Source organism: Rhodobacter sp. Har01, assembly GCF_020564565.1.
Classification (GTDB): Bacteria; Pseudomonadota; Alphaproteobacteria; order Rhodobacterales; family Rhodobacteraceae; genus Pseudogemmobacter.
Window position 1 is genome coordinate 299,453 of the sequence record NZ_JAJCTD010000002.1, and the last position, 23,631, is coordinate 323,083.

General features: G+C 67.4%; 25 protein-coding genes. 16 read left to right on the forward strand and 9 right to left on the reverse strand.

Annotated elements, in window-relative coordinates; all coding sequences use genetic code 11:
- Positions 1-8 precede the first annotated feature (8 nt).
- Entirely contained in the window at positions 9-668 is a 660-nt protein-coding gene (locus LHP98_RS07200; protein ID WP_227251842.1) for a Tim44/TimA family putative adaptor protein, read from the reverse strand.
- A 112-nt stretch (positions 669-780) separates the two neighbouring features.
- On the opposite strand from LHP98_RS07200, the gene LHP98_RS07205 reads away from it, so the two are divergent.
- A complete protein-coding gene (locus tag LHP98_RS07205) occupies positions 781-1,251 on the forward strand; it encodes an FxsA family protein (protein WP_227251843.1) in 471 nt (156 codons plus the stop codon).
- Positions 1,252-1,335: 84 nt separating this feature from the next.
- Positions 1,336-1,833, forward strand: a complete 498-nt coding sequence (secB, locus tag LHP98_RS07210; protein ID WP_227251844.1) for a protein-export chaperone SecB — start codon at positions 1,336-1,338, stop codon at positions 1,831-1,833.
- Here secB and nagA read toward each other — a convergent pair.
- Genes nagA through LHP98_RS07225 form a run of 3 tightly spaced genes read right to left on the reverse strand, consistent with a single transcriptional unit; the run spans position 1,830 to position 4,722 of the window.
- A complete protein-coding gene (gene nagA, locus LHP98_RS07215; RefSeq protein ID WP_227251845.1) occupies positions 1,830-2,939 on the reverse strand; it encodes an N-acetylglucosamine-6-phosphate deacetylase in 1,110 nt (369 codons plus the stop codon). The two genes, secB and nagA, sit on opposite strands and share 4 nt — an antisense overlap.
- Complete coding sequence (locus LHP98_RS07220; RefSeq protein ID WP_227252077.1) at positions 2,939-3,949, reverse strand: SIS domain-containing protein; 1,011 nt, start codon at positions 3,947-3,949, stop codon at positions 2,939-2,941. The genes nagA and LHP98_RS07220 overlap by 1 nt, the downstream gene beginning before the upstream one ends.
- An 8-nt stretch (positions 3,950-3,957) precedes the next feature.
- Positions 3,958-4,722 (reverse strand): GntR family transcriptional regulator, encoded by a 765-nt coding sequence (locus LHP98_RS07225; RefSeq protein ID WP_227252078.1) that lies wholly within the window; start codon positions 4,720-4,722, stop codon positions 3,958-3,960.
- 187 nt (positions 4,723-4,909) lie between these two features.
- Between LHP98_RS07225 and LHP98_RS07230 the strand changes: the two genes are divergently transcribed.
- The 6 genes from LHP98_RS07230 (at position 4,910) to LHP98_RS07255 (ending at position 10,947) form a co-directional block, all read left to right on the forward strand.
- Positions 4,910-5,791: an N-acetylmuramic acid 6-phosphate etherase gene (locus LHP98_RS07230; RefSeq protein WP_227251846.1), complete on the forward strand. Its 882-nt coding sequence runs from the start codon at positions 4,910-4,912 to the stop codon at positions 5,789-5,791.
- A gap of 43 nt (positions 5,792-5,834) precedes the next feature.
- Positions 5,835-7,082, forward strand: coding sequence for an ABC transporter substrate-binding protein (locus LHP98_RS07235; RefSeq protein WP_227251847.1), 1,248 nt, complete (start codon positions 5,835-5,837; stop codon positions 7,080-7,082).
- Positions 7,083-7,162: 80 nt separating this feature from the next.
- Positions 7,163-8,083 (forward strand): carbohydrate ABC transporter permease, encoded by a 921-nt coding sequence (locus LHP98_RS07240; protein WP_227251848.1) that lies wholly within the window; start codon positions 7,163-7,165, stop codon positions 8,081-8,083.
- Positions 8,083-8,922 carry a carbohydrate ABC transporter permease gene (locus LHP98_RS07245; RefSeq protein WP_227251849.1) on the forward strand — a complete coding sequence of 280 codons (840 nt, stop codon included), beginning with the start codon at positions 8,083-8,085 and terminating at the stop codon, positions 8,920-8,922. The genes LHP98_RS07240 and LHP98_RS07245 overlap by 1 nt, the downstream gene beginning before the upstream one ends.
- The gene (locus tag LHP98_RS07250) at positions 8,919-9,941 is read left to right on the forward strand and encodes a Gfo/Idh/MocA family protein (protein ID WP_227251850.1); all 1,023 of its coding nucleotides are present in this window, start codon (positions 8,919-8,921) and stop codon (positions 9,939-9,941) included. Before LHP98_RS07245 ends, LHP98_RS07250 begins: the two co-directional genes overlap by 4 nt.
- A gap of 7 nt (positions 9,942-9,948) precedes the next feature.
- Entirely contained in the window at positions 9,949-10,947 is a 999-nt protein-coding gene (locus LHP98_RS07255) for an ABC transporter ATP-binding protein (RefSeq protein ID WP_227252079.1), read from the forward strand.
- Here LHP98_RS07255 and speB read toward each other — a convergent pair.
- The 5 genes from speB to fliF all read right to left on the reverse strand — a co-directional run bounded on the left by speB (position 10,944) and on the right by fliF (position 15,159).
- Complete coding sequence (gene speB / locus LHP98_RS07260) at positions 10,944-11,897, reverse strand: agmatinase (RefSeq protein WP_227251851.1); 954 nt, start codon at positions 11,895-11,897, stop codon at positions 10,944-10,946. The two genes, LHP98_RS07255 and speB, sit on opposite strands and share 4 nt — an antisense overlap.
- A 62-nt stretch (positions 11,898-11,959) precedes the next feature.
- On the reverse strand, positions 11,960-12,688 hold the full coding sequence (fliP, locus tag LHP98_RS07265; protein WP_227251852.1) for a flagellar type III secretion system pore protein FliP: 729 nt from the start codon (positions 12,686-12,688) through the stop codon (positions 11,960-11,962).
- Positions 12,685-12,954: a FliM/FliN family flagellar motor switch protein gene (locus LHP98_RS07270; protein ID WP_227251853.1), complete on the reverse strand. Its 270-nt coding sequence runs from the start codon at positions 12,952-12,954 to the stop codon at positions 12,685-12,687. The genes fliP and LHP98_RS07270 overlap by 4 nt, the downstream gene beginning before the upstream one ends.
- Positions 12,947-13,549 (reverse strand): flagellar biosynthesis protein, encoded by a 603-nt coding sequence (locus LHP98_RS07275; protein ID WP_227251854.1) that lies wholly within the window; start codon positions 13,547-13,549, stop codon positions 12,947-12,949. Before LHP98_RS07275 ends, LHP98_RS07270 begins: the two co-directional genes overlap by 8 nt.
- Complete coding sequence (fliF, locus tag LHP98_RS07280; protein ID WP_227251855.1) at positions 13,549-15,159, reverse strand: flagellar basal-body MS-ring/collar protein FliF; 1,611 nt, start codon at positions 15,157-15,159, stop codon at positions 13,549-13,551. The genes LHP98_RS07275 and fliF overlap by 1 nt, the downstream gene beginning before the upstream one ends.
- Positions 15,160-15,271: 112 nt before the next feature.
- Between fliF and fliL the strand changes: the two genes are divergently transcribed.
- The 8 genes from fliL (at position 15,272) to LHP98_RS07320 (ending at position 23,631) form a co-directional block, all read left to right on the forward strand.
- On the forward strand, positions 15,272-15,769 hold the full coding sequence (fliL, locus tag LHP98_RS07285) for a flagellar basal body-associated protein FliL (protein ID WP_227251856.1): 498 nt from the start codon (positions 15,272-15,274) through the stop codon (positions 15,767-15,769).
- 10 nt (positions 15,770-15,779) lie between these two features.
- Positions 15,780-16,190, forward strand: coding sequence for a hypothetical protein (locus LHP98_RS07290; RefSeq protein WP_227251857.1), 411 nt, complete (start codon positions 15,780-15,782; stop codon positions 16,188-16,190).
- A complete protein-coding gene (locus tag LHP98_RS07295; RefSeq protein ID WP_227251858.1) occupies positions 16,187-16,765 on the forward strand; it encodes a MotE family protein in 579 nt (192 codons plus the stop codon). The genes LHP98_RS07290 and LHP98_RS07295 overlap by 4 nt, the downstream gene beginning before the upstream one ends.
- Before the next feature lie 63 nt (positions 16,766-16,828).
- A complete protein-coding gene (gene motA, locus LHP98_RS07300) occupies positions 16,829-17,698 on the forward strand; it encodes a flagellar motor stator protein MotA (RefSeq protein WP_227251859.1) in 870 nt (289 codons plus the stop codon).
- Positions 17,695-20,040, forward strand: coding sequence for a hypothetical protein (locus tag LHP98_RS07305; protein WP_227251860.1), 2,346 nt, complete (start codon positions 17,695-17,697; stop codon positions 20,038-20,040). Before motA ends, LHP98_RS07305 begins: the two co-directional genes overlap by 4 nt.
- Positions 20,041-20,116: 76 nt before the next feature.
- Entirely contained in the window at positions 20,117-20,797 is a 681-nt protein-coding gene (locus LHP98_RS07310; RefSeq protein ID WP_227251861.1) for a transglycosylase SLT domain-containing protein, read from the forward strand.
- A gap of 12 nt (positions 20,798-20,809) precedes the next feature.
- Entirely contained in the window at positions 20,810-22,873 is a 2,064-nt protein-coding gene (gene flhA / locus LHP98_RS07315) for a flagellar biosynthesis protein FlhA (protein ID WP_227251862.1), read from the forward strand.
- Positions 22,870-23,631: a flagellar biosynthetic protein FliR gene (locus tag LHP98_RS07320; protein ID WP_227251863.1), complete on the forward strand. Its 762-nt coding sequence runs from the start codon at positions 22,870-22,872 to the stop codon at positions 23,629-23,631. The genes flhA and LHP98_RS07320 overlap by 4 nt, the downstream gene beginning before the upstream one ends.

The following is a 23,631-nucleotide window of genomic DNA, read 5'->3' on the forward strand; positions in this document are numbered from 1 at the left end:
GCCAAGGGTCAGTCGCCGGTGGCCACAAGCTGCCAGTTCGGGTCGGACTCGCCCATCTTGCGGGCGAAGGTCCAGACGTCGCGCTGGCGCTTGATCGACTTTAGGTCGCCCTCGACCACCTCGCCCGCCTTGTTGCGCACGACCGAGGTCAGTTCGCCCACGAAGCGGACGGTGATCTCGGCAAAGCCGGAGACGCGGTCGAAGGTCGCCTCCTGCAAGACCATTTCCTTCAGCCCGACGAAGTTCGACTCGATCGTCAGCCCTTCGCGTTCGCGCGCGGCGATGCCTTCGGCGAAGCTCGCCTCGACATCATCCGACAGGAACGGGCGGATGCGGTCCAGCTCGCCCTTTTCGAAGGCGGTCAGGATCATCTCATAGGCCCCACGGGCGCCCTGCAGGAAGGGGCCGACCGTGAAGGATGGCTCGGCCTGCTTCATCGCGGCAAGCGCCTTGGCCGAGGTGGAGCCGTCGGGGACATGATCGGTGATGTCACGGTCCGGCCCGCCTTCGATCACTTCGAAGTCCCGGCGGACGCGGGGTTTCACATCGTCCAGGGGCAAGGGAGGTTTTTCGAAACCGTCCCTCGTGCCAAGGACCGAGCGCAATTTCAGGATCAGGAAGATGGCGATCCCGGCCAGAACCAGAAGCTGGATCAGCGACGAATTCATCAGATACCCTTCCGCGATGCGCCTTGGGTCGGCGCGCGTTTGCCTCTATGTAGGGAGGAGCCGGCGCCAAGTAAACCTTGGGGCGGTTCACGGCTGCAAAGGAGGCCGTCTCATGTGGGGCATGTTGGCCATTCTGGCCTGGCCTATGATCGAAATCGGGCTGTTCGTTGTGATCGGCGGGCGCATCGGGCTGTTGAATACCCTGGCCTGGGTGATCCTGACCGGGTTTGCCGGGGTGCTTGTGCTGCGGGCCGAGGCGGCACGGAACCAGGTGCGCCTGCGCGAAGGATTGTCGGCGCTGGGCCGGCCTCAGGACGGGATGGGTCGAGGCATGTTCCGGATGATGGCCGGGCTGCTGTTGATCCTGCCCGGGTTCCTGACCGACGCGCTGGGGCTGATTCTGCTGATTCCTCCGCTGCAAGACCTGTTGTCCGCGCGGATGATGGCGCGGGTCAAGGTGGTGCAGACCGGCACGCGCGCCGGACACCATGAGGCCGAGGTGATCGAGGCCGAGTGGGAAGAGGTTCCGCCGCCCTCCGGTCGCGGCCCGGGCCGCTCGGGCTGGACCGACGAGGGTCATTGAGCGCCGGGCACGGCTCTGCTAGGCACGGCGGCGATGCAGGTTTCGCGCGGCGCCGGATGCGGCCCGCTGCCCAGGAGTGAAGACATGGCCGAGCAAGCCCCCGCCCAACCCAGCCCCGGACCCGGCGCGCAATTCGCTCCGCGCATGCAGGTGCTGGCGCAATATGTGCGCGACCTCAGCTTCGAGAACGTGCTGGTCCAGAAAGGCGCGGGCCAGGCCGAGATCCAGCCCGACGTGCAGGTGGCGGTCAGCCTGGACGCTCGCAAGCGGTCGGTCGAGAACCAGTATGACGTGCTGTTGAAGTTCAAGATCGCCAACAAGAACAAGGTGTCAGGCGACATGCTGTTCCTGCTTGAGCTGGAATACGGCGGCACGTTCCTGATCGAGGGCGTGCCGGAAGACCAGATGCACCCCTTCCTGCTGATCGAATGCCCGCGGATGCTGTTCCCGTTTGTCCGCCGGATCATTTCGGACGTGACGCGCGACGGCGGCTTCCCGCCGCTGAACGTGGACAACGTCGATTTCCTGTCGCTTTACCGTCAGGAACTGGCCCGCCGCGCCCAGACCGCGCAGCCGCACTAAAGCAGGCGCGCTCCGGCCCGCCAGACGCCTTGCAGGCTGAAATCCCGGCCCAGGTGGATGAAGTCCGCCGGGGCGCCGGGGCGCAGGTGGCCCAGGTCGGGGCGGCTGAGGATTGCCGCGGGGCGGCTGGACGCCATGGCGAAGGCGGTCTCAAGGCGCGTGCCCGTGGTGGCGACCAGGGTCCTGATCGCCTGCGGCAGGGTCAGGTCGGCCCCGGCCAGGGTGCCGTCTTCCAGCGTCAGGCGTCCGTTGCGGCGCAGGATGCGCCGGCCGCCCAGAGTGAATTCAGTGATCGGGCTGCCCGCGGGGGCCATGGCGTCGGAGACCAGGTACAGACCGTCGGGGTTCGCCGCCATGGCAATGCGCATGGCCGCGGGATGGACGTGGAGGCCATCCGCGATCAGACCGGCGTGGATGCCCGGGGTCATCGCCGCCCCGGCAAGGCCGGGCTCGCGGTTGGTCAGCTGGCTCATGGCATTGAAGAGGTGGGTCACGCAGGTGGCCCCGGCGGCAAAGGCCCGGGTGGCCTCGGCATGGGTGCAGTCGGCGTGGCCAAGGCTCACGACGATGCCAGCGCGGGTCAGGGTGGCGATCTGCTCGGGGGTGACCGAGGCAGGGGCGACGGTGACCAGCAGCGCTGGCAGGCGTGTTCGGCCTTCGCAGAGACTGTTCAAGTCTTCATCGGTCATCGGCCGGATCAGTGCGGCGTCATGCGCGCCCTTGCGGCGGGGGTCCAGGTGCGGGCCTTCCAGATGCAGGCCCAGCAGGCCCGGCGTGCCCGCGGCCCGGACGGCGGCGTCGATCAGGCTGGCCGTCGCTTCGGGCGTGTCGGTGATCAGGGTCGGAAGGACTCCGGTCGCGCCCAGCCTTGCGTGGGTGTCGCAGAAGGCGCGCAGATCCTGCGCCGTGGTGCGGCCCGAGACCATCTGGCCCCCGGCGCCGTTCACCTGCAGGTCCAGAAGGCCGGGAAGAAGGTATCCCCCTTGCAGCGAAAACGTCTCTGTTCCTGCGGAATCGGTGATCCGGTCACCATCCACCGTCAGGCTTGCGCCAGGCCGAAGAGTGGTGCCGTCAAAGACGGTGGCACCGGTGTAGGTGGTGGGCATCAGGTGGTCTCCGTGACCTTGCGAAGGTGCGGCGGCGTATCCGGGTCGAAGCCGCGGCGCCGCGACAGCGCCTCGGCAAAGGCATAGAAGCTGACGATCAGAACAAGAGGCGCGACCAGGGGGTGCAGGTCGGGCACCGAAGGTAGCATCGTCGCGCCGGGCGCGGTGGTGCCGGTCAGGAAGACATCGGCCCCCTGTCCCGCAAGCCGCTCGGCGGTGGCGGCGACGTGCGGCAGGGCGGCGTCCTGAACGCCCAGCGCGAGGACGGGGAAGTGGGCCGCGACGATGGCCGAGGGGCCGTGCAGCACCTCGGCCGCGGAATAGCTTTCGGCGTGCAGGCCGCAGGTCTCCTTGAGCTTCAGCGCGGCCTCGGCGGCAATGGCGAAGGCCGGGCCGCGGCCCAGCACATAGGCCTGACTGGCACGGGACAGGCGGTTCGCCAGCGGCGACCAGTCCAGCGCCAGGGCGGCCGCAAAGGATTCGGGCACCTTTTGCAGGGCGGCGCGAAGGGGCGCATCGTCCTGCCATTCGGCCAGAAGGCACAGGCCGGCCAGGACGGAACAGACAAAGGTCTTGGTCGCCGCAACGCTTTTCTCTTCGCCGGCATTCAGCGGCAGGGTGTGGGCGCTGGCCCGGGCCATGGGGCTGTCGGCATCGTTGGTGATGGCGATCGGGATTGCCCCACCGGCCCCCGCGGCGCGCATCATCTCGACAATGTCGGGGCTGCGGCCCGACTGCGAGATGCCCAGGCAGGCCGCGCCCTTGAGGTGCAGCGGGCGCCCGTAGATCGAGGCGACCGAAGGGCCGACGCTGGCCACGGGGATGCCGGCAAGCAGTTCGATGGCGTATTTCAGGTAGTTCGCCGCGTGGTCGGATGATCCGCGGGCCACGGTGACGACCAGGCCCGGGTTCGCTCTCCGCAATGTCAGAGCCGCTTTTTCAACCTCGGCCGCGCTTTGGGACAGAAAGCGGGCGGCGGCTTCGGGGATCTCGGCCACTTCGCGGGCCATGTGGCTGGTCACGGCAGGCCTCCTTCCGGGGCGAGTTTCAGTTCGACGGCGAAATCATAGGCGTCACCGCGATAGAGCGACCGGGTGTATTCGACGACGCGGCCGTCGGGCAGGTAGCCGATCCTTTCGATCCGCAATCCAGCCGCGCCCGGGGGAACGGCCAGAAGCTCGGCATCGCGCGGCGACAGGTTGGCGGCCGAGATGCGCTGCACGGCGCGAACCGGGCGCTGGCCGCGGGCCTGAAGGGCGGCGTAAAGGCTGGTTTCCACCGATTCAGGGTCTGGCAAGGCGGACAGCGGCAGCGAGGCGCGCTCGATGGCCAGCGGGATGCCGTCCGAGCGGCGGACCCGTTCCAGCCGGGCGACACGGTCGCCGGCGCCCAGGCCAAGGGCCATGATTTCCTCGGGGACCGGGGCGGCGATGCTGCGCGACAGCCAGAGACTGTCACCGCGACGGCCACGGCGGGCCATGTCCTCGGTGAACGAGGTGAGAAGGGACAGAGCCTGTTCCAGGCGTTCCACGCGCTGAGCGACGAAAGTGCCCGAGCCGCGGCGCTGGGTCAGCTGGCCCGAGGCGACAAGGGCCTGAATGGCCTTGCGGATGGTAACGCGGGAAAGCCCGGTCATGGCGGCCATGTCCCGCTCAGCCGGCAAGCTGTCGCCGGGGGCCAGGCGGCCGGTTGCCATCGCCTCGGCGATGCGGCGCTGGAGTTGCAGGTACAGCGGGCCGGCGCGGGGGTCGTCAAAGCCGTCGGGAGAGAACAGGCGCTGCATCATGCGGCCTTGCCCCGTGTGACTGTGATCCCAGTGTCCATGTCGAATCCCCTCGGGAAGAAGGATACCAAGATAATACCATTTGCAAAGTGGTCTTTGGTTTTCGGCGCCTTTCGCGGCCTTGGAAAGAACTTCCTTTACAATTGGTATTGGTTTGGCATTATCGAGCCAACCGGGGGGAGTCGGGATGGCCGCAAGGTCCACGGAAGGGCTGCATGAGCTGTCTGCCGGGCTGCACCGTCTGGCAGGCGTCGAAGCGATGGGCGGGCTTCTGGATGCGCAAATGGCGGCCCTGGCGGCGGTTCGGGCGGCGATTCCCCAATTGGAAAAGGTGGCAGAGGCGGTGGCGGCGGCTTTGGCCGGGGGCGGCAAGCTGGCCTATGCCGGGGCGGGGTCTTCCGGACTGATGGCGCTGGCGGATTGCCTGGAACTGCCCGGAACCTTCGGGATCGCGCCAGAGCGGACGCCGGTCCTGTTCGCGGGCGGCGCAGCGGCGTTGTTGCACATGACGGGTGCGGTCGAGGACGACCCGGCGCTGGCCGCAAGGGATTTCGCGGCGGCGGGGTTGCGGGTGGGGGATGCGATGATCTGCGTCTCGGCCTCTGGGTCCACGCCCTATGCTATGGAGGTGGCCCGGGCGGCCCGGGCGGCGGGGGTGACGGTGGCAGGGATCGCCAATGTCGCCAGGTCTGCCTTGCTGGAGCTGGCCGATATTCCGGTGCTGCTGGATACCGGCCCGGAGGTGGTGGCCGGATCGACCCGACTGGGGGCGGGGACGGCGCAGAAGGTGGCGCTGAACCTGATCTCGGTTCGGATGGGAATCCTGCTGGGCCATGTGCACGACGGATTCATGGTGAATGTGACCGCCGACAATGCCAAACTGAGAGACCGGGCGGCGCGGATCATCTGTGCGCTGGCCGGCGTCGGGATGACGGACGCCCAAGCGGCGCTGGCGGTGTCGGGCGGGGCGGTGAAGCTGGCGGTGCTGGTCGCACAAGGCCGCAGCGCCGTCGAGGCCGCAGCGGATTTGAAGCGGAGTGCGGGGCATCTGGCGCCGCATCTGAAGTGACGGAAACAGGGTCTAACGTGGCCCGAAACCAGGGAGATGAGTGATGAAGAAGACTGTTCGGATGGCGCTGCTGGCCAGCACCCTGCTGGCCGGGCCGGCGCTGGCGGAGACCACGCTGACCATCGAAAGCTGGCGCAACGACGACCTGACGATCTGGCAGGACGTGCTGATTCCGGCCTTCAACGCGGCACACCCCGATATCACCGTGGTCTTCGCGCCCAGCGCGCCGACCGAATACAACGCCTCGCTGAACAGCAAGCTGGAGGCGGGGAGCGCCGGCGACCTGATCACCTGCCGGCCCTTCGACGCCAGTCTTGAGCTGTACAACAAGGGCTATCTGGCCGACCTGTCGGGGCTGGCGGCGATGGCCAACTTCAGCCCGGTCGCGAAGAGCGCCTGGCAGACCGATGACGCGGCGGCGACGTTCTGCGTGCCGATGGCAAGCGTGATCCATGGCTTCATCTACAACGCCGATGCCTTCGAGGCGCTGGGCATTGCCGTGCCGACGACGCGGGACGAGTTCTTTGCCGCGCTGGACAAGATCAAGGCGGACGGCACCTACATTCCCATGGCGATGGGGACGAACGACCAGTGGGAAGCGGCCACGATGGGCTACAACAACATCGGGCCGAACTACTGGAAGGGCGAAGAGGGCCGGCTGGCGCTGATCAAGGGCGAGCAGAAGCTGACCGATGAAGGCTGGGTTGCGCCTTACGCGGAACTGGCGAAGTGGAAGGACTATCTCGGCGACGGTTTCGAGGCGCAGACCTACCCCGACAGCCAGAACCTGTTCACCCTGGGCCGGGCGGCGATCTATCCGGCCGGGTCGTGGGAAATCTCGGGCTTCAACGCGCAGGCGGGGTTCAAGATGGGGGCCTTTGCGCCGCCGGTCGCGGCGGCGGGGGACACCTGCTATATCAGCGACCACACCGACATTGCGATCGGGATGAACGCGGCCTCGCCCAATGCCGAGGCGGCGAAGGTGTTCCTGGAATGGGTGGGCTCGCCCGAGTTCGCCACGCTGTATGCGAACGCCTTGCCGGGGTTCTTCAGCCTGAACTCGACCCCGGTCGAGATGAAGGACCCGCTGGCGCAGGAATTCGTGTCCTGGCGGCAGAAGTGCCAGTCGACGATCCGCTCGACCTATCAGATCCTGTCGCGCGGGACGCCGAACCTGGAGAACGAGACCTGGAACGCCAGCGCCAACGTGATCAAGGGCACCGAGACGCCGGAAGACGCGGGCAAGCGGCTGCAGGAGGGCCTGGCCAGCTGGTACGAGCCGCAGAAGTGATCTGAACCGACAGGACCGGGGGGCTTTGCGCCCCCCGGACCCCCTGCAGGGTATTTTCACCAAGATGAAGGGGTAAAGGCATGGCATCTGTGCGGCCGGTTCGCTGGCATATCGCGGTGTTCCTGGCCCCGGCGGTGCTGGTCTATACGGCGCTGATGATCATCCCGCTGTTCGGGACGCTGGTGCAGTCCCTGTTCAACGAGGACGCGGCGGGGGCGCGGGTCTTTGTGGGCCTGCGGAATTTCGCGACGCTGTTCGGCGATGCGCTTTGGTCGGATGCCTTCTGGAACGCTCTGGGCAACAACCTGTGGTTCTTTGTCATTCACATGCTGGTGCAGAACCCGATCGGGGTGGCGCTGGCGGCGATCCTGTCGTCTCCGAACCTGCGGATGGCGGCGTTCTACCGGACGGCGATCTTCATTCCGACGATCCTGTCCTTCGTCATCGTGGGCTTTGTCTGGAAGCTGATCCTGTCGCCGATCTGGGGCATTGCGCCGGGCCTGCTGGACATGGTGGGGCTGAAAAGCCTGTTCGCGCCTTGGCTGGGCAAGGAGGAATATGCCTTGACGGCGCTTGCGTTGGTCAGCGTCTGGCAGTTCGTGGGCATTCCGATGATGCTGATCTATGCAGCGCTTCTGAGCATTCCCGACGAGGTGCTGGAGGCGGCCGAGATGGACGGGATCACCGGCGGCGCGCAGTTCTGGAAGATCAAGCTGCCGCTGATCCTGCCAAGCATCGGGATCATCTCGATCCTGACCTTCGTCGGCAATTTCAATGCCTTCGACCTGATCTATGTGGCGCAGGGGGCGCTGGCGGGGCCGGATTTCAGCACCGATATCCTGGGGACGTTCCTCTACCGCACCTTTTTCGGTTTCCAGTTGCAGATCGGTGATCCCTACATGGGGTCGGCCATTGCGGGGGCCATGTTCGGGATCATCCTGGTGGGGGTGTGCCTGTATCTGTTCGGCATCCAGACCCGGCTGCGGAGGTATCAGTTCTGATGGCCACCGCACGGGCATCCTGGGGGCGGACGGTGGCGGCGCATGCGGTGCTGATCGCCTATACGGTGATCGCGCTGTTTCCGGTCTTTGTGATCGTCATCAACAGCTTCAAAAGCCGCAAGGCGATTTTCGCCGATCCGCTGGCGCTGCCCTTGCCTGGGAACTTCGACCTGGTGGGATACCAGACCGTGCTGAAACAGGGCGATTTCTTCCTGTATTTCCAGAACAGCCTGGTGGTGACCTGCGCCAGCCTGTTCTGCGTGCTGCTGTTCGGCGCCATGGCGGCCTTTGCGTTGAGTGAATACCGCTTTCGCGGCAACAGCCTGATGGGACTTTACCTGGCGCTGGGGATCATGATCCCGATCCGGCTGGGCACGGTGGCGATCCTTGAAATCATGGTGGCGAGCGGGCTGGTGAACACGCTGACGGCGCTGATCCTGGTTTATACCGCGCAGGGTCTGCCGCTGAGCATCTTCATCCTGAGCGAGTTCATGAAGTCGGTCTCGAACGACCTGAAGAACGCCGGGCGGATCGATGGGTTGAGCGAATACGCCATCTTCTTCCGGCTGGTCCTGCCCTTGGTGCGGCCGGCGATGGCGACGGTGGCGGTGTTCACCATGATTCCGATCTGGAATGACCTGTGGTTCCCGCTGATCCTGGCGCCGGCCGAGCACACCAAGACGGTGACGCTGGGCGCGCAGGTGTTCATCGGGCAGTTCGTGACGAACTGGAACGCGGTGCTGGCGTCGTTGAGCCTGGCGATCGTACCGGTTCTGGTGCTGTACCTTGTCTTCTCGCGGCAGTTGATCCGCGGCATCACGGCAGGAGCGGTCAAATGATCAGGGTTTTGGTCGCGGGACTGGGCAACATGGGGCGCAGCCATGCGCTGGCCTATCACCGCAACCCGGCGTTCGAGGTGGTGGGGCTGGTGAACCGCTCGGCGCCGCGGCTGGACCCGGCACTGGACGGCTACGCCATCACGGCGGATTTCCATGAGGCTCTGAAAAGGCTGAAACCGGGTCTGGTCTGCGTCTCCACCTACTCGGACAGCCATGCCGACTATGCCTGCGCGGCGATGGAGCAGGGCGCACATGTTTTCGTGGAAAAGCCGCTGGCGACCTCGGTGGCCGATGCCCGGCGGGTGGTGGATTGTGCGAAGGCGAACGGGCGCAAGGTGGTCGTGGGCTACATCCTGCGGCATCACCCCAGCTGGATGCGGCTGATCGCCGAGGCGCGCAGCTTGGGCGGGCCTTATGTGTTCCGGCTGAACCTGAACCAGCAGTCGTTGGGCCCGACCTGGGAGGTGCACAAGGCGCTGATGCAGACGACTTCTCCGCTGGTCGATTGCGGGGTGCATTATGTCGATGTGATGTGCCAGATCACCGATGCGCGCCCGGTAGAAGTGCGCGGCATGGGGCTGCGGCTGTCGGACGAGATTGCCGAGGGGATGTACAATTACGGCCACTTCCAGGTGCTGTTCGCGGATGGCAGCGTGGGCTGGTATGAAGCCGGCTGGGGGCCGATGATGAGCGACACTGCCTTTTTCGTGAAGGATGTGGTCTCGCCCCGGGGGGCGGTGTCGATCCGGATGCCGGAGACGGCGAAATCGGATGACCACGACACACATACGAAGACGTCCATGCTGCGGGTGCATCGGGTGGGCCAGCCGGACGAAGACCTGAGCATGGCCGATGAGCCGGGCCACCAGGAGCTGTGCGAGCGCGAGCAGGCCTTCATGGCCCGGGCGATTGCCGAGGATCTGGACCTGACGCGCCACATGGAAGATGCGGTGCGGTCGCTGGCGGTGTGCCTGGCAGCGGATGAGAGCGTCCGCTCTGGCCAACCGGTCAGGCTGTGAGGGGATGATGCGCGCGCTGGAGTTGAAGGGCGTCTCGAAGAGCTTCGGCAAGACCGAGGTGATCCGCAACGTCGACCTGACGGTCGAGGACGGCGAGTTCTGCGTCTTCGTCGGCCCCTCGGGCTGCGGGAAAAGCACGCTTCTGCGCATCATCGCGGGGCTTGAGGATGCCTCGGCCGGCGACATCGTGCTGGACGGGCAGCGGATGAACGACGTGGCGCCAGCCAAACGGGAACTGGCGATGGTATTCCAGAGCTATGCCCTGTACCCGCACCTGACGGTGCGCGACAACATGGGGCTGGCCTTGAAGCAGGCAGGCAAGAGCCGGGCCGAGATCAAGGCCGCATCGGACAAGGCGGCCGAGATGCTGTCGCTGGGGCCACTGATGGACCGGCGGCCGGCCGAGCTGTCGGGCGGGCAGCGGCAGCGTGTGGCCATCGGGCGCGCCATCGTGCGGCGGCCGAAGCTGTTCCTGTTCGACGAACCGCTGTCGAACCTGGACGCCGCACTGCGGGTGGCGACGCGGATCGAGATCGCGCGGCTGCACCGCGAGTTGGGGGCGACGATGATCTACGTCACCCATGACCAGGTCGAGGCGATGACACTCGCGACCCGGATCGTGGTGTTGCGCGATGGCCGGGTTGAGCAGGTGGGGGCGCCGATGGCGCTGTACAATGATCCCGACAACGTCTTTGTCGCAGGTTTCATCGGCAGCCCGCAGATGAATTTCCTCAAGGCCGCTGCGCTGGGCGAACGGGGGCAGACGTTGGGCATCCGGCCCGAGCATCTGGAGATTTCCCGCCAATCGGGACAGATCGCGGCACAGGTGACCCACGTCGAGAAGCTGGGCGGCGAGACGCTGGTCTATGCCCGCTCGGACGTTCACGGCCTGCTGACCACGCGGCTGTTCGGCGAGCAGGATTTCGCGGTGGATGAGACGGTGTACCTGACGCCCGTCGCCGCCCGCGCCTTCCATTTCGACGCCGAGGGGCAGCGCCTGCGCTAGCGGCGGATGCCCTGCGGCACGCCGGGCAGGACGCAAAGCATCTCGTAAATCAGATTGGCGCCGATCAGGGCGGTGTTGCCGCTGGGGTCATAGGGGGGCGAGACCTCGACCAGGTCGCCGCCGACCAGGGTCAGCCCGGCGCAGCCGCGGATGATCTCCAGCCCCTGCCAGATGGTCAGCCCGCCGGGTTCAACGGTGCCGGTGCCGGGGGCGAAGGCGGGGTCAAGGCTGTCGATGTCATAGCTGAGGTAGACCGGCGCATCGCCGATCCGGGCCCGGATTTCGGCCATCAGCGGGGTCAGGGATTTGTGCCAGCACGCCTCGGCCTGGATCACGGTCCAGCCGTTGCGGCGGCCCCAGTCGAAATCGTCGGGGGAATAGCCGGTGCCGCGCAGGCCGATCTGGAACACCTTGTCGTTCAGCAGGCAGCCGTCTTCCCAGGCGCGGCGGAAGGGGCAGCCGTGGGCGACCTTTTCGCCGAACATGGTGTCGTTGATGTCGGCGTGGGCGTCGACATGGATCAGCGCGACAGGGCCGTGCTTCTGCTTGATGGCGCGCAGGATCGGCCAGGTCAGAGTGTGGTCGCCGCCCAGCGTCAGCGGCAGGGCACCCTGAGCCAGCACGCCGTCATAGAAGGCGGTGATGATGTCGACCGATTTCTTCAGGTCGAAGGTGTTGATCGGCACATCGCCGATGTCGGCGATCTGCAAATGGTCGAACGGGGCCGCGCCGGTGGCCATGTTGTAGGGCCGCAGCATCCGGCTTTCATCCCTGATCTGCCGCGGCCCCAGCCTGGTGCCGGGCCGGTTCGAGGTGCCGATGTCCAGCGGAATTCCGACGATGGCCACGTCCAGCCCCTTTGCCGTGGCGGCCACGGGCAGGCGCATGAAGCTGGCGGGGCCGCCGAAGCGGGGCATCTCGTTGCCGCCAAGGGGCTGGTTGAAGGGCATGGGAACCTCGGGGCCGCTGGGTTTCGACCCAGCTAGCCGCAAGCGACGGCCAAGGACAAGCCTCAGCCGGTGTAGCTGCGCACCAGCGCGCTGGCGATCAGGCTCCAGCCGTCGGCGACCACGAAGAAGGCCAGCTTGAAGGGCAGCGAGACCACCGCCGGCGGCACCATCATCATGCCCATCGACATCAGGATGGCGGACACCACCAGGTCGATGATCAGGAAGGGCAGGAAGACCAGAAAGCCGATCTCGAACGCCCGCTGGATTTCCGACAGCAGGAACGAGGGGACCAGCACCGAAAGCGGCGCGTCGGGGATGGGGGTGGCGGCACGGGGGCGCAGGGCATCTAGGGTGGCGAAGGTTTCCGGGTCGATCCGGGCCGACATGAACAGGCGAAACGGCTTTGCCGCCTCGGTGAAGGCGGTGGCGATGTCCAGTTCATTGCGGCTGAAGGGGCCAAGGCCCGCCGTCCAGGCCTCGGTGAAGACCGGGTCCATGACATACCAGGTCAGGAACATCGCCAGGCTGATGATCAGCATGTTCGGCGGGGCCTGTTGCAGCCCGATGCCCTGGCGCAGGATCGACAGCACGGTGACGATGAAGGGAAAGCAGGTGACCATCACCGCCAGGCCAGGCACCACGGACAGCACGGTGACCAACAGCAGAAGCTGGATCGACCGGGCGGCAAGGGAATCTCCGTCACCCAGGCTGAGTGTCAGGTCCTGGGCCGCGGCCGGAAGGGCCAGCAGGGCCAGGGCCGCAACGGCCGCAAGAAGGACGCGGTGTTTCACAGCCCGCCCTTCAGGTTGGCGACCTCGGTCAACCGCACGGCCAGTTGGCCGGACTGGTCGCCCTCAAGCTCGGTCAGCTCGCCGCGGGCGATCAGGCGGTCGCCGACATACAGCTCGACCGGGTCATCGACCCGCCGATCCAGCGGCAGAACGGCATCGCGGCTGAGACGCAACAGGTCGCGCACCATCGGGCGGGCGCGGCCGACCGAGATGGTGATCTCGATCGGGACCTGGGCGAAGGGACTGGATTCGGTCAGGTCATCCATTGGACGGGGTCTCCTCGGACAGCTGGAAGAAGCCGCGCACCGCGGCAGAGATTTCGGCGGTGACGCGGGTGAGATCGACCTTGGCCTCGGTCCCGCCAAGGCGCAGATAGACCTGGCCGTCGGACAGCGTCGGCTCTTCCTCGATGGTCAGCGGCAGGCCGGTGGCCTGTTCGATCAGGCCTTCGACGGCCGGGCGGACCGCAGGGTTCAGCACCAGGGTCACCGGCTGGTCGGCCAGGTCTTCGGCCATCGGCATGATCCGTTCCAGCACCAGCGGCGCCAGGGTCTCTCGCGCGGTCTCGGGCAGCAGGCGGTTGACCATCTCGCTCAGCAGCGGCTCAAGCGCCTTGAGGATATGCGACCGCGCCTCCTGATAGGTGAACGACAGCTGCTGCAGGTTCCGCGCCAGGTCGGCGCGCACCCGGGTCTGGTCTTCCGACTGCGCAGCGGCGGCATCGTCCCAGCCGGCCTTGTAGCCGGTCTCGTAGGCGGCAAGCTTGGCCTCTTCGATGGCGCCGATCTCGGTCGTCACCATGGTCGACGCGCGCTTCAGCGGCCCGGTCGGCTCGAACACTTCGAGTCTCGGAATTGCCATCAGGCACGCTCCTCTTCCGGTTCAAGCCAGCCGCGCAGGATCTCGATGGTCTCGGTCTGGCGCTCTGCGATCAGACGGCGCAGGCGGGTGGCGGGGTCTTCGGCCGGCTCTGCCTCGACGCCCTCGGCAGTGAAATCGACCATCGGCAGGTCGGGCAGCGAGAAGCCGTCCTGAATCTCGCCGTTCAGCGCGTTTGAGGCCCCCCCAGCCGCGCCGGGCAGGGCGAGGGTTCCGCCGGGCGCGGGCAGCTGCCCGGCCGCGCGGCCCGAAGCCAGGATCGGCCGGACGACGAAAAGCCCCAGGATCAGCGACACCAGTGCAAGTGCGGCGATCTGGATGGCCGACATCACGTCGATCGGCCCCAGCGGCGGGATCAGGCTGGTCGGCGCCTCGGTCCCCTCGACCGGCGGCAGGGTGAACTCCATCGACTTCAGCGTCAGCACATCGCCGCGCGCCTCATCCAGACCGACGGCCGAACCGACCAACTCACGCAGCGCGGTCAGTTCCTCATCGGTCCGCGGCTGCCAGGTCACGGTGCCGTCGGGTGCGGTGATCATCTGGCCGTCCACCAGCACCGCCACGGTCAGCCGGCGGATGCCACCGGGGCCACGGGTCAGTTCGCGCTGGGTCTCGGAGACTTCGTAGTTCACCCGCTCGCGCGTCTCGCTGGATTGCGACTGGCCGTTCGCGCCGTTGCCGGCATCGCCCTCGGGCAGGTTCGAGGCCACGGTGACGTCGCCGCCCGGTTCGGTGGCCTGCTGGCTGCGTTCTTCGGTTTCGGATGAAATCGCGACGCGGCCCTCTGGGTCGATCTTGCGCTCGGTGATCGACTCGCGCTCGGTCACCAGATCGACGGCAACCTCGACCACGGCCTTGCCGGGGCCGACCCTCGCCTCGAGCAGGCGTTCGACGTTGCTGCGGATTTCGGCCGCCCGGTCGGAAGCGGCGGTGCCGGCGGTGCCGTCCGAATCCTCTCCGGCGGCAATCAGACCGCCCACGGTGTCGATGATCTGCACATCCTCGGGTGCCATGCCGGTGATGGCCGAGGCCACCAGATGCTTCAACGCGCGCGCCTGGGCGTCGGACAGGTTGCCCGAGGCAGTGGTGACGGTGACGCTTGCGGTGGGCGTCTGGTCACGGCGGAAGGCGTCGGTCGGACCTTGCGAGATATGCACCCGGGCTGCCCGGACTTCCGGGACTGCCAGGATGGTGCGGGCCAGTTCACCCTCTTTCGCGCGCCAGTAGGCGGCGTCGAACATCTGCGAGGTGGTGCCGAAACCGGTCAGCGAATCGAGCAGCTCATAGCCCTGGCCGCCGGCCGCGGGCAGGCCTTCGCCGGCCAGCGACATGCGCAGGGCATCGCGGGCGTTGACATCGACATAGATCGAATCGCCCCGCACCTCATAGGCGACGCCGCGCTGGTCCAGCGCGCTGACGATCTCGCCGGCAGAGCGGCCGTCGAGTCCGGCGTAAAGCAGCACCAGCTGCGGGCCGCCCGCCATGCGGGCAAGGGCCAGGACGGCCAGGAACATGGCCACCGTCGCACCGGCGACGATAAGCCGGCGACGGGGTGAAAGGCCGGTCCAGATCGAGATCACATTCTGCAGCATCACCACTCCGGCGGAGAATCCTTCTCCTTGGCCCACAATGGGAGGGCTTGGATTAACAATCGGTTAGTGACCTTCGGTCTAGTTTCGTTCTTGTACCGGAACGGAGGATGCCGTGGCCGAAGCCGCCGATGCGCCGCAGGATGCGGAGCCGACACCGAAGAAATCCAAGAAGCCCCTGCTGATCGGGCTTGTCCTGGCGCTGCTGCTGGGCGGGGGCGGATTCTATGCCACCTTCTCGGGCCTGCTGTTCGGGCCCGCACCCGAAGCCGATTCGCATGCGGCAGAGGACAAGGCGGCCGATCCGCTGCCTGACATCGCCTTCGTCGCGGTCGATCCGGTGGTGGTAACGCTGGGCGCCGACGCCGGCAGCCGGCACCTGAAGTTCACCGCCCAGCTTGAGGTGGCGAAGGCCTATGCCGACGAGGTGACGCTGCTGATGCCGCGCATCCTGGACGTGCTGAACAGCTACCTGCGCGCGATCGAAGTGGCCGAGATCGAGGATCCGGCGGCCATGGCGCGGCTGCGGGCGCAGATGCTGCGGCGGGTGCAGATCGTTACCGGCGAGGGCCGCGTGCGCGACCTGCTGGTCACCGAATTCGTGCTGGATTGAGGAGGTCGCGATGGATCTGATCTCGGACGCCCTGCTTCTGGCCGCCTCGGTCGGCGCAGCGGTCTACTGCTATGTCCTGGCGTCGCGGCTGCGCAAGTTCACCACGCTCGAGGACGGCATGGGCGGTGCCATTGCCGTGCTTTCAGCCCAGGTCGACGACATGACCAAGGCGCTGGAAAAGGCGCAGGGCGTGGCCGGAAGCTCTGAGAAACGGCTGGAGGACCTGACCGCGCGCGCCGATGTGATGGCCAAGCGGCTGGAGCTGCTGGTGGCATCGTTGCACGACCTGCCGGAAGCCGGCCCCGCCGCGCCGCGCCGGGTCGAGGACCCCGAACCCGAGCCTGCGCCCGAGGAAGATCCTCGGCGGCTGCGCTTTGTCCGGCGCCGGAGCCCGCGTGAACCGATGGAGGCGGCGGAATGAAACGCCAGGGCAGTCGCGGGGCGCTGATCGTGATCGCGCTTCTGTTCGCCTCGTCCGGGGCCTTGCGGCTGGGCGACGGGTTTGGCGCCAGCCTGGCCCGCGCGGCCGAGGGCACTCTGGCCGGCGAAACCGACCCTGCGTCCGGGTCGGCCCCTGCCGACTGCCCGCCGGCACCGGAAGAACTGGCCCGCGCCCTGAATGAGCGTGAGGACCGGCTGGCGGCACAGGAAGCCACCCTCGCCGACCGCACCGCCGCGCTGGACCTGGCCGACCAGGCCATCACCGCGCGCCTGGTCGAACTTGCGGCCGCAGAGGCCGAACTGAAGAAGACGCTCGCCCTGGCCGACGGCGCCGCAGAGGACGACCTCGCGCGGCTAACCACGGTCTACGAGGCGATGAAACCCAAGAGCGCGGCCCCGCTGTTCGACGCGATGGACGCCGAATTCGCAGCCGGCTTCCTGGGCCGGATGCGACCTGACGCCGCCGCCGCCATTCTGGCCGGCATGGCCCCCGAGAAGGCCTATGCCGTCAGCGCCATCCTGGCCGGACGCAACGCTTCGGTGCCGAAGAACTGACTTCGGCGCCGAATCAACGGAACGGGCGAGACTGCCGCCCCTGGAAAAGACGGAACAGGCAAGATGTTCGGCATCATCGGTATCGTTGTCATCCTCGTCATGGTTTTCGGCGGCTACACCATCCATGGTGGCCACCTCGGCCCCATCCTGCACGCCCTGCCGTTCGAGATGATCATGATCGGCGGCGCGGCAGTCGGAGCGTTCCTGATCTCGAACGACTTCGCCTCGGTGAAACACACGCTCAAGGACGTGGGCAAGGTGTTCAAGGGCACGAAGTGGAAGCCCGCCGACTACCGCGATCTTCTGTGCCTGCTGTTCGAGTTGGTCCGGCTGTCGAAATCGAATCCGGTCGGCCTGGAAGAGCATGTCGAGAACCCCGAAAGCTCCTCGATCTTCAGCAAATACCCGAAGATCCAGAAGGATCACGACGCCGTCGAACTGATTTGCGACACCCTGCGCGCGGCCTCGATGAACTACGACGACCCGCATCAGGTCGAAGAGGTCCTGGACAAGCGGATGGAGGCGCAGATGGAGCACGCCATGCACTCCAGCCATGCCCTGCAATCGGTGGCTGACGGCCTGCCCGCGCTGGGCATCGTGGCGGCCGTGCTGGGGGTGATCAAGACCATGGGCTCGATCGACCAGCCGCCGGAAGTGCTGGGCGCGATGATCGGCTCGGCGCTGGTCGGCACCTTTCTGGGCGTGTTCCTGGCCTATGGCCTGGTCGGTCCGTTTTCGGCACGGGTCAAGCAGGTGGTGGATGAAGATGCACATTTCTACCAGCTGATCCGCGAGGTGCTGGTGGCGAACCTGCACCGCCACCCGGCAAATATCTGCATCGAGGTGGGCCGCCAGAATACACCGCACCAGGTCCGCCCCGGTTTCAGTGACCTGGAAGAGGCGCTGCGCGCCCTGAAACAGGATGCCGCATGAACCGCACCGCTCTTCTGGCCCTGATCCTGACCACCGGCGCAGCTTCGGCAGAAGTTGCCCGGGTGCAGGGCGGCGAGCATCCGGAGTTCACCCGCATCGTGATCGAGGCGCGCGGCACCGGCGACTGGCGCTTTGGCCGCACGGAGGACGGCTACGAACTGGCGCTGGGCCCCGAGGTGACCGGATACGACCTGAGCCAGGCGTTCGAGAAGATCCCGCGCGACCGGGTCTCGGGCCTCTGGCGCGACCCGGACAGCGGGCGGCTGCGGCTGTCGCTGTCCTGCGCCTGCCATGCCATCGCCTTCGAATTCCGTCCAGGCATCGTCGTCGTTGACATCAAGACCGGAGCCCCACCCGAAAGCACCGCCTTCGAAGCCCCGATCGACCCGCCCGCCAAGACTGCGGACAGCACTGCCGTCGCGGGCGACTCCGTCCCACCCGACATGTCGCCCCCCGAGGTGGCCCCCGAGGCGACCCCCCAGACGACTCAGGACACCGCGCCGGCGCCGGACCCGTATGCCGAGACCAAGGCAGCGGTGCCCGATCCGGCCCTTCCGGCCTATGACTGGCTGGCGATCCGCGCCGGTCAGGCCGCCGTTCCAGGACCCGGCGGCGGACCCGCGATTGCGGTGGAGCCCGACAGCCCGCTGGCCGAGGCGGCAACCGACCCCGGACTGGACCCGCTGCGCGATGCCCTGCTGCGTCAGATCAGCCAGGGTGTCGCCGAAGGCGTGCTGGAGATTGCCGAGCCGGGCAATCTGCCCGGCGCCGGCACGGCCAAACGGGTCGAGGAGGACGGGGTCCGCATCTCGCTGGGCGAATTGCCGGGGATCAAGGCCGCCACCGTGCGCGACCCCGACGTTGCCCTGGCCGCAAGCGGCGCCGCCTGCCCGCCGGAGAAGACCCTGGCCGTGCAGGACTGGGGCTTGTCGGGGCCACCGGCGGAACAGTTGGGTCCCGGCCGGTCGGGCCTTCTGGCAGAGTTCGACGTTCCGGTCGAGGCCGCGGTGCTGCGTGCCGCCCGGCTGTACGTCTCGCTGGGATTCGGGGCCGAAGCCCGACAGTTCCTTGCGTTCCTGGAACCGGACGACGATCCCGGGCGTGCCATCCTGCTTGCGCTGACCCACCTGATCGACCTTGAGCCCGCCGAGCCAAATCCCTTTGCGGGGCTTGAGGCCTGCGACACCACCGCGGCGCTTTGGGCGGCCGTGGCCATGGCCGCGGCCACCACGGTTTCGGACGCGGATTTCGGCATGCTGAACAAGGCCGCCGTCGCCCGCAGCTTCTCGGCCCTGCCGGTGCACCTGCGCCGTCACCTGGGGCCGGCGCTGGTCGACCTGTTCCTGGCCCAGGGGGACGACTCGACGGCGCGCCTGCTGCGCGATGCCACCCTGCGCGCGCCCGGCGAGGCCGGCCACGAAGTCACGTTGATGGACGCGGACTATCACCTTGCCACCGGCAAGGAGGCAGAGGCCGGCACATTGGCCGACACGGTTCGCAAGGAAAACGGGCCGGGACGGGAGGATGCGGCGATCACCCTGGTCGAGGCGGCCTTTTCCGGCGACCTCTCGATCCCGGCCGACCTTCCCGAGGCCCTGGCTGCCTTTCGCCAGGATGCCCGCGACAGCACGCGCGAGGCCGCGCTGACCCGCGCGCTGATTCTTGGCACTGCCATGGCCGGCGACTTCGTGACCGCCTTTGCCACGCTTCCGGAGGCGCAAGAGACTGCGGCCGACCTGTGGACCCTGGCGGTCGAAGGGGCCGACGACGGGATCTTCCTGGAACAGGCCGTCGCCGCAGCCGCCAGTTCGCCGCCTTCGGTCAAGGACGAGGTGGCCCTTGAGGTGGCCACCCGGCTGGAAGCCCTCGGATTTGCCCGCGAAGCGCTGGCCTGGCTTGGGCCGGTCGATGCGGCCGCGCCGGAAGCGACCCGGTTGCTGGCAGCCCGTGCCAGGTTGCGGCTGCGCGACGCCCGCGCCGCGATTTCCGTCTTGTCGGGGCTTGCAAGCCCCGAGGCGGAAACGCTGCGGGCGGCCGCCATTCTGCAGCTGGGCGATCCGGCCGGGGCGGCAGAAGCCCTGGATCGTGCCGGCGACACCGAGGCCCGCGACCGCGCCGATGTCTGGACCACAGATTGGCCCCGCATCGCCGAAACCGGACCCGACCCCTGGAAGGCGGCGGCGGCATTGGTCGTTCCTGCTCTTGCCGACCCGGACGCCGAGCCTCCTGCCGGCCCGATCGCACAGGGCACCGCGCTGGTCGAAGAAAGTGCCCGCGCCCGCGCCACGATCGAGGCATTGCTCGACGCCACAGCCGCAGCCGAGGCCGAGGCCGGGCCGTAACGCTTTCTCAACGGTCCGGGCTCTAGAACTGCAGGAGGCCCCGGCCAGCTGCCGGGCTCATCAATTCGGGATCAGAATGATCTTGCTCGAACCCCATCGCCTTTGCCTGGCTGCCGCGCTTGTTGGCGTCCTTGCCGCCCCCGGCACGGCGGGCGCATCTCCGGCCGATCTTTGTCTTGCGGCCGCCAGGTCCGCTGCGGCGGAAACCGGGGTTCCGCTGCGCGTGCTTCTGGCCCTGACGCTGACCGAAACCGGCCGGGCCGACGGTGACGGCGCCCTCTTGCCCTGGCCCTGGACCCTGAACAAGGGCGGCGAGGGCCTGTGGTTCGACAGCCGTGACACCGCTCTGGCGCACCTGGAAACCGCTCTGGCCGAGGGCGCGACGAATGTCGACGTCGGCTGCTTCCAGCTGAACCATCGTTGGCATGCGCAATCCTTCGACAGCCTGACCGCCATGCTCGACCCAGAAGAGAATGCGCTTTACGCCGCCCGCTACGTGTTCCGGCTGTATCAGGACACCGGCGACTGGACCGAAGCGGCCGCAGCCTATCATTCCGGAACGCCGGAATATGCCGAACGCTATCTCGCCCGGTTCGAGCCGATCTATGCCGCCCTGGATGGCCGGCTTCCCGAAGACCGCGCGCCCGACCCGGTCCGCGAGAACCGCTTCCCCCTGCTGCTGGCGGGGACGCCGCAAAGCGCGGGCTCGCTGGTGCCGATGTCGGGCGCCGGAATTCCGCTGATCGGGGGGCCCTGAACCGTGCCCACAATGACCATGAAGGCGCTGTTCCGACCGACGATCCTGCTGGCGCTGGCGTTGATGGCCATCATCGCGATGATGATCCTGCCGGTGCCCGCCAGCGTTCTGGACATTGGCCTTGCGCTGTCCTTCGCGCTGGCGATCCTGATGCTGACGGTGGCGCTGTTCATCGAACGCCCGCTCGACTTTTCGGCCTTCCCGACGATCCTGCTCGCCTCGCTGCTGTTGCGGCTGTCGCTGAACGTCTCGTCCACCAAGCTGATCATCGGTGAGGGTCACACCGGCACCGACGCCGCCGGCCACGTGATCGAAGGCTTTGCCGAGTTCATCATGGGCGGCAACATCGTGCTGGGCCTGGTGGTCTTTGTCGTCCTGCTGATCGTCAACTTCATCGTCATCACCAAGGGCGCCGGCCGGATGGCCGAGGTGGGCGCGCGCTTCGCGCTGGACGGGATGCCCGGCCGCCAGCTGGCGATTGACGCCGACATGTCGGCCGGCGCGATCACCCATGAAGAGGCGAAGCGCCGGCGCGAGGTGGAACTGGCCGAGACAAACTTCTTCGGCTCGCTCGACGGGGCGTCGAAATTCGTCAAGGGCGACGCGGTGGCGGGCCTCTTGATCACCGCGCTGAACCTGATCGTCGGCCTGGCGGTCGGGGTTGGCATGCACGGCCTGCCCTTGCAGCGCGCCTTCGAGACCTATTCGATCCTGACGGTCGGCGACGGCCTAGTCAGCCAGATTCCGGCGGTCGTGATCTCGGTTGCGGCGGCGCTGCTGTTGTCGCGCGGCGGGGCGAAAGGGGCGGCCGACGTGTCGTTCTTTGCTCAGCTGGGCCGCTATCCGGCGGCCTTGGGCACTGTTGCATCGCTCATGGCGCTGTTCGCAGTGGTGCCCGGAATGCCCTTCCTGCCGTTCATCGCCGCCGCCATCGGACTTGCCGCGGCGGCCTGGTACGGCGCGCGACACAAGGTCGAAGTGGCGGTCGATCCGGCCCAGACAGCCGATCTGCCGGCGCGCAGGCAGATCGGCGACGTTCTGGACTTCGACGAGATCCACATCGAATTCGCGCCGAACCTGGTGGGAATGGCGCTGGACCCGGCCACCGGCCTTGACGGCCGCATCGGCAACATGCGCAACCACATCGCCGCGAGCTTTGGCGTGATCCTGCCGGAAATCCGCCTGACCGACGAAGCCGCGATGCCGCCTGGCCAGTACCGCATCCGGATCCAGGGGGTGGAGCGGGTCAGCAACCGCCTGGTGCCCGACAAGGTGCTGGTTCTTCTGGCCGAAGGCGTGCCCGCGCCGGAGGGCGAGGATGTCCGCGAACCGGTCTACGGCGCTCCGGCCCGGTGGACGCGCCCGGACCTTCAGGAAGACGCGGTGCTGTCGGGCCTGACCGTGGTCTCGCCGGCCGAGGTTCTGGCGACCCATCTCCTTGAGGTGCTGAAGGGCAACCTCTCCCGGCTGCTCAGCCTGCGCGGCCTGCGGCGCCTGCTGGACGAATTCACCCAGCTTTCCGACCGTGCCCGCGCCGAGGCCAATCGCCGTCTGCTGGACGACCTGGTCCCAGACAAGGTGCCGCTCGACCTGCTGCACGCCGTTCTGCGGCTGTTGCTGGAAGAACGTGTGTCGATCCGCAACCTGCCGCTGATCCTGGAAGCCGTGGCCGAGGCGCGGGGTCTCGGCTCGCCCGAGACGGTCACCGAGCATGTCCGCCAGCGGCTGGGCTTCCAGATCGTGGCCGAGTTCCGGCGGCCGGATGGCTCGATTCCGCTGATCCAGCTTGCGCCGGAATGGGAGCGCAACTTCCAGGCGCACCAGATGGACGGCGACCGCGGCCTGCGCGACGTCGCCCTGCCGCCCGACCTTTTCGCCAAGCTGGCGAACGGCATCGCCGAGCGGATGAACCAGGCCGCCGAAAACGGCGCGTTTCCGGCCCTGATCGCCTCGGCCCCGCGGCGTCGGTTCCTGCGCACCGTGGTCATGGCCAAGGGCCTGCAGGTGCCGGTGCTGTCCTATGAGGAGCTGGGGATGGACGTGCGTCCCGCCCTGCTGGGCCAGGTCGCGGCATGATGGACTTTGCCGCCCCGCTGGCGCAGCTTCTGGGCGTGGCCGAAAGCCTGATCCTGCAGGTGGCACTGGTCTTCGTGCGGGTCGGCGCGGCGGTTTCGCTGCTGCCGGGGCTGGGCGAGCAGATGGTTCCGCAGCGCATCCGCCTTGCAGTCGCGCTGGCGCTGACGGCGATCGTGGTGCCCGCCGTGCCGGCGCCGACCGGAACCGGCTTCGGCGCGCTCGCCATCGAGGCGGCGGCGGGTCTGGTTCTGGGCGTCGGCTTGCGGTTGATGATCCTGGGCCTGCAGACGGCCGGGACCATTGCCGCACAATCCATCTCGCTGGCGCAGATGTTCAACGGCACCGGACCGGAACCGCAACCCATCGTGGCCAACCTGTTCACCCTGGCAGGGATTGTCCTGTTCCTGGCCATGGGCGGGCTGGTCCGCTCGGTCGAACTTCTGGTGCTGTCCTATGAGCTTATGCCCCCCGGGCAGATTCCCGATGCGTCGCTGCTGTCGCAATGGGGGTTGGACCGCGTGGCCATGGTCTTTGCGCTGGGATTCTCGCTTGCGGCGCCCTTCGTGCTTGCCGCTCTGCTGTACAACCTGGCCCTTGGGGTGATGAACCGCGCGATGCCGCAACTGATGGTGGCGTTGATCGGGGCTCCGGCGCTGACGTTGGGCGGCCTGGCATTGCTGGCGCTGGCGTCGCCCGCGCTTCTGGCGATCTGGCTGGACGCGATGCGGCAGGCCATGGCCTTGCCGTACGGAGGCTGA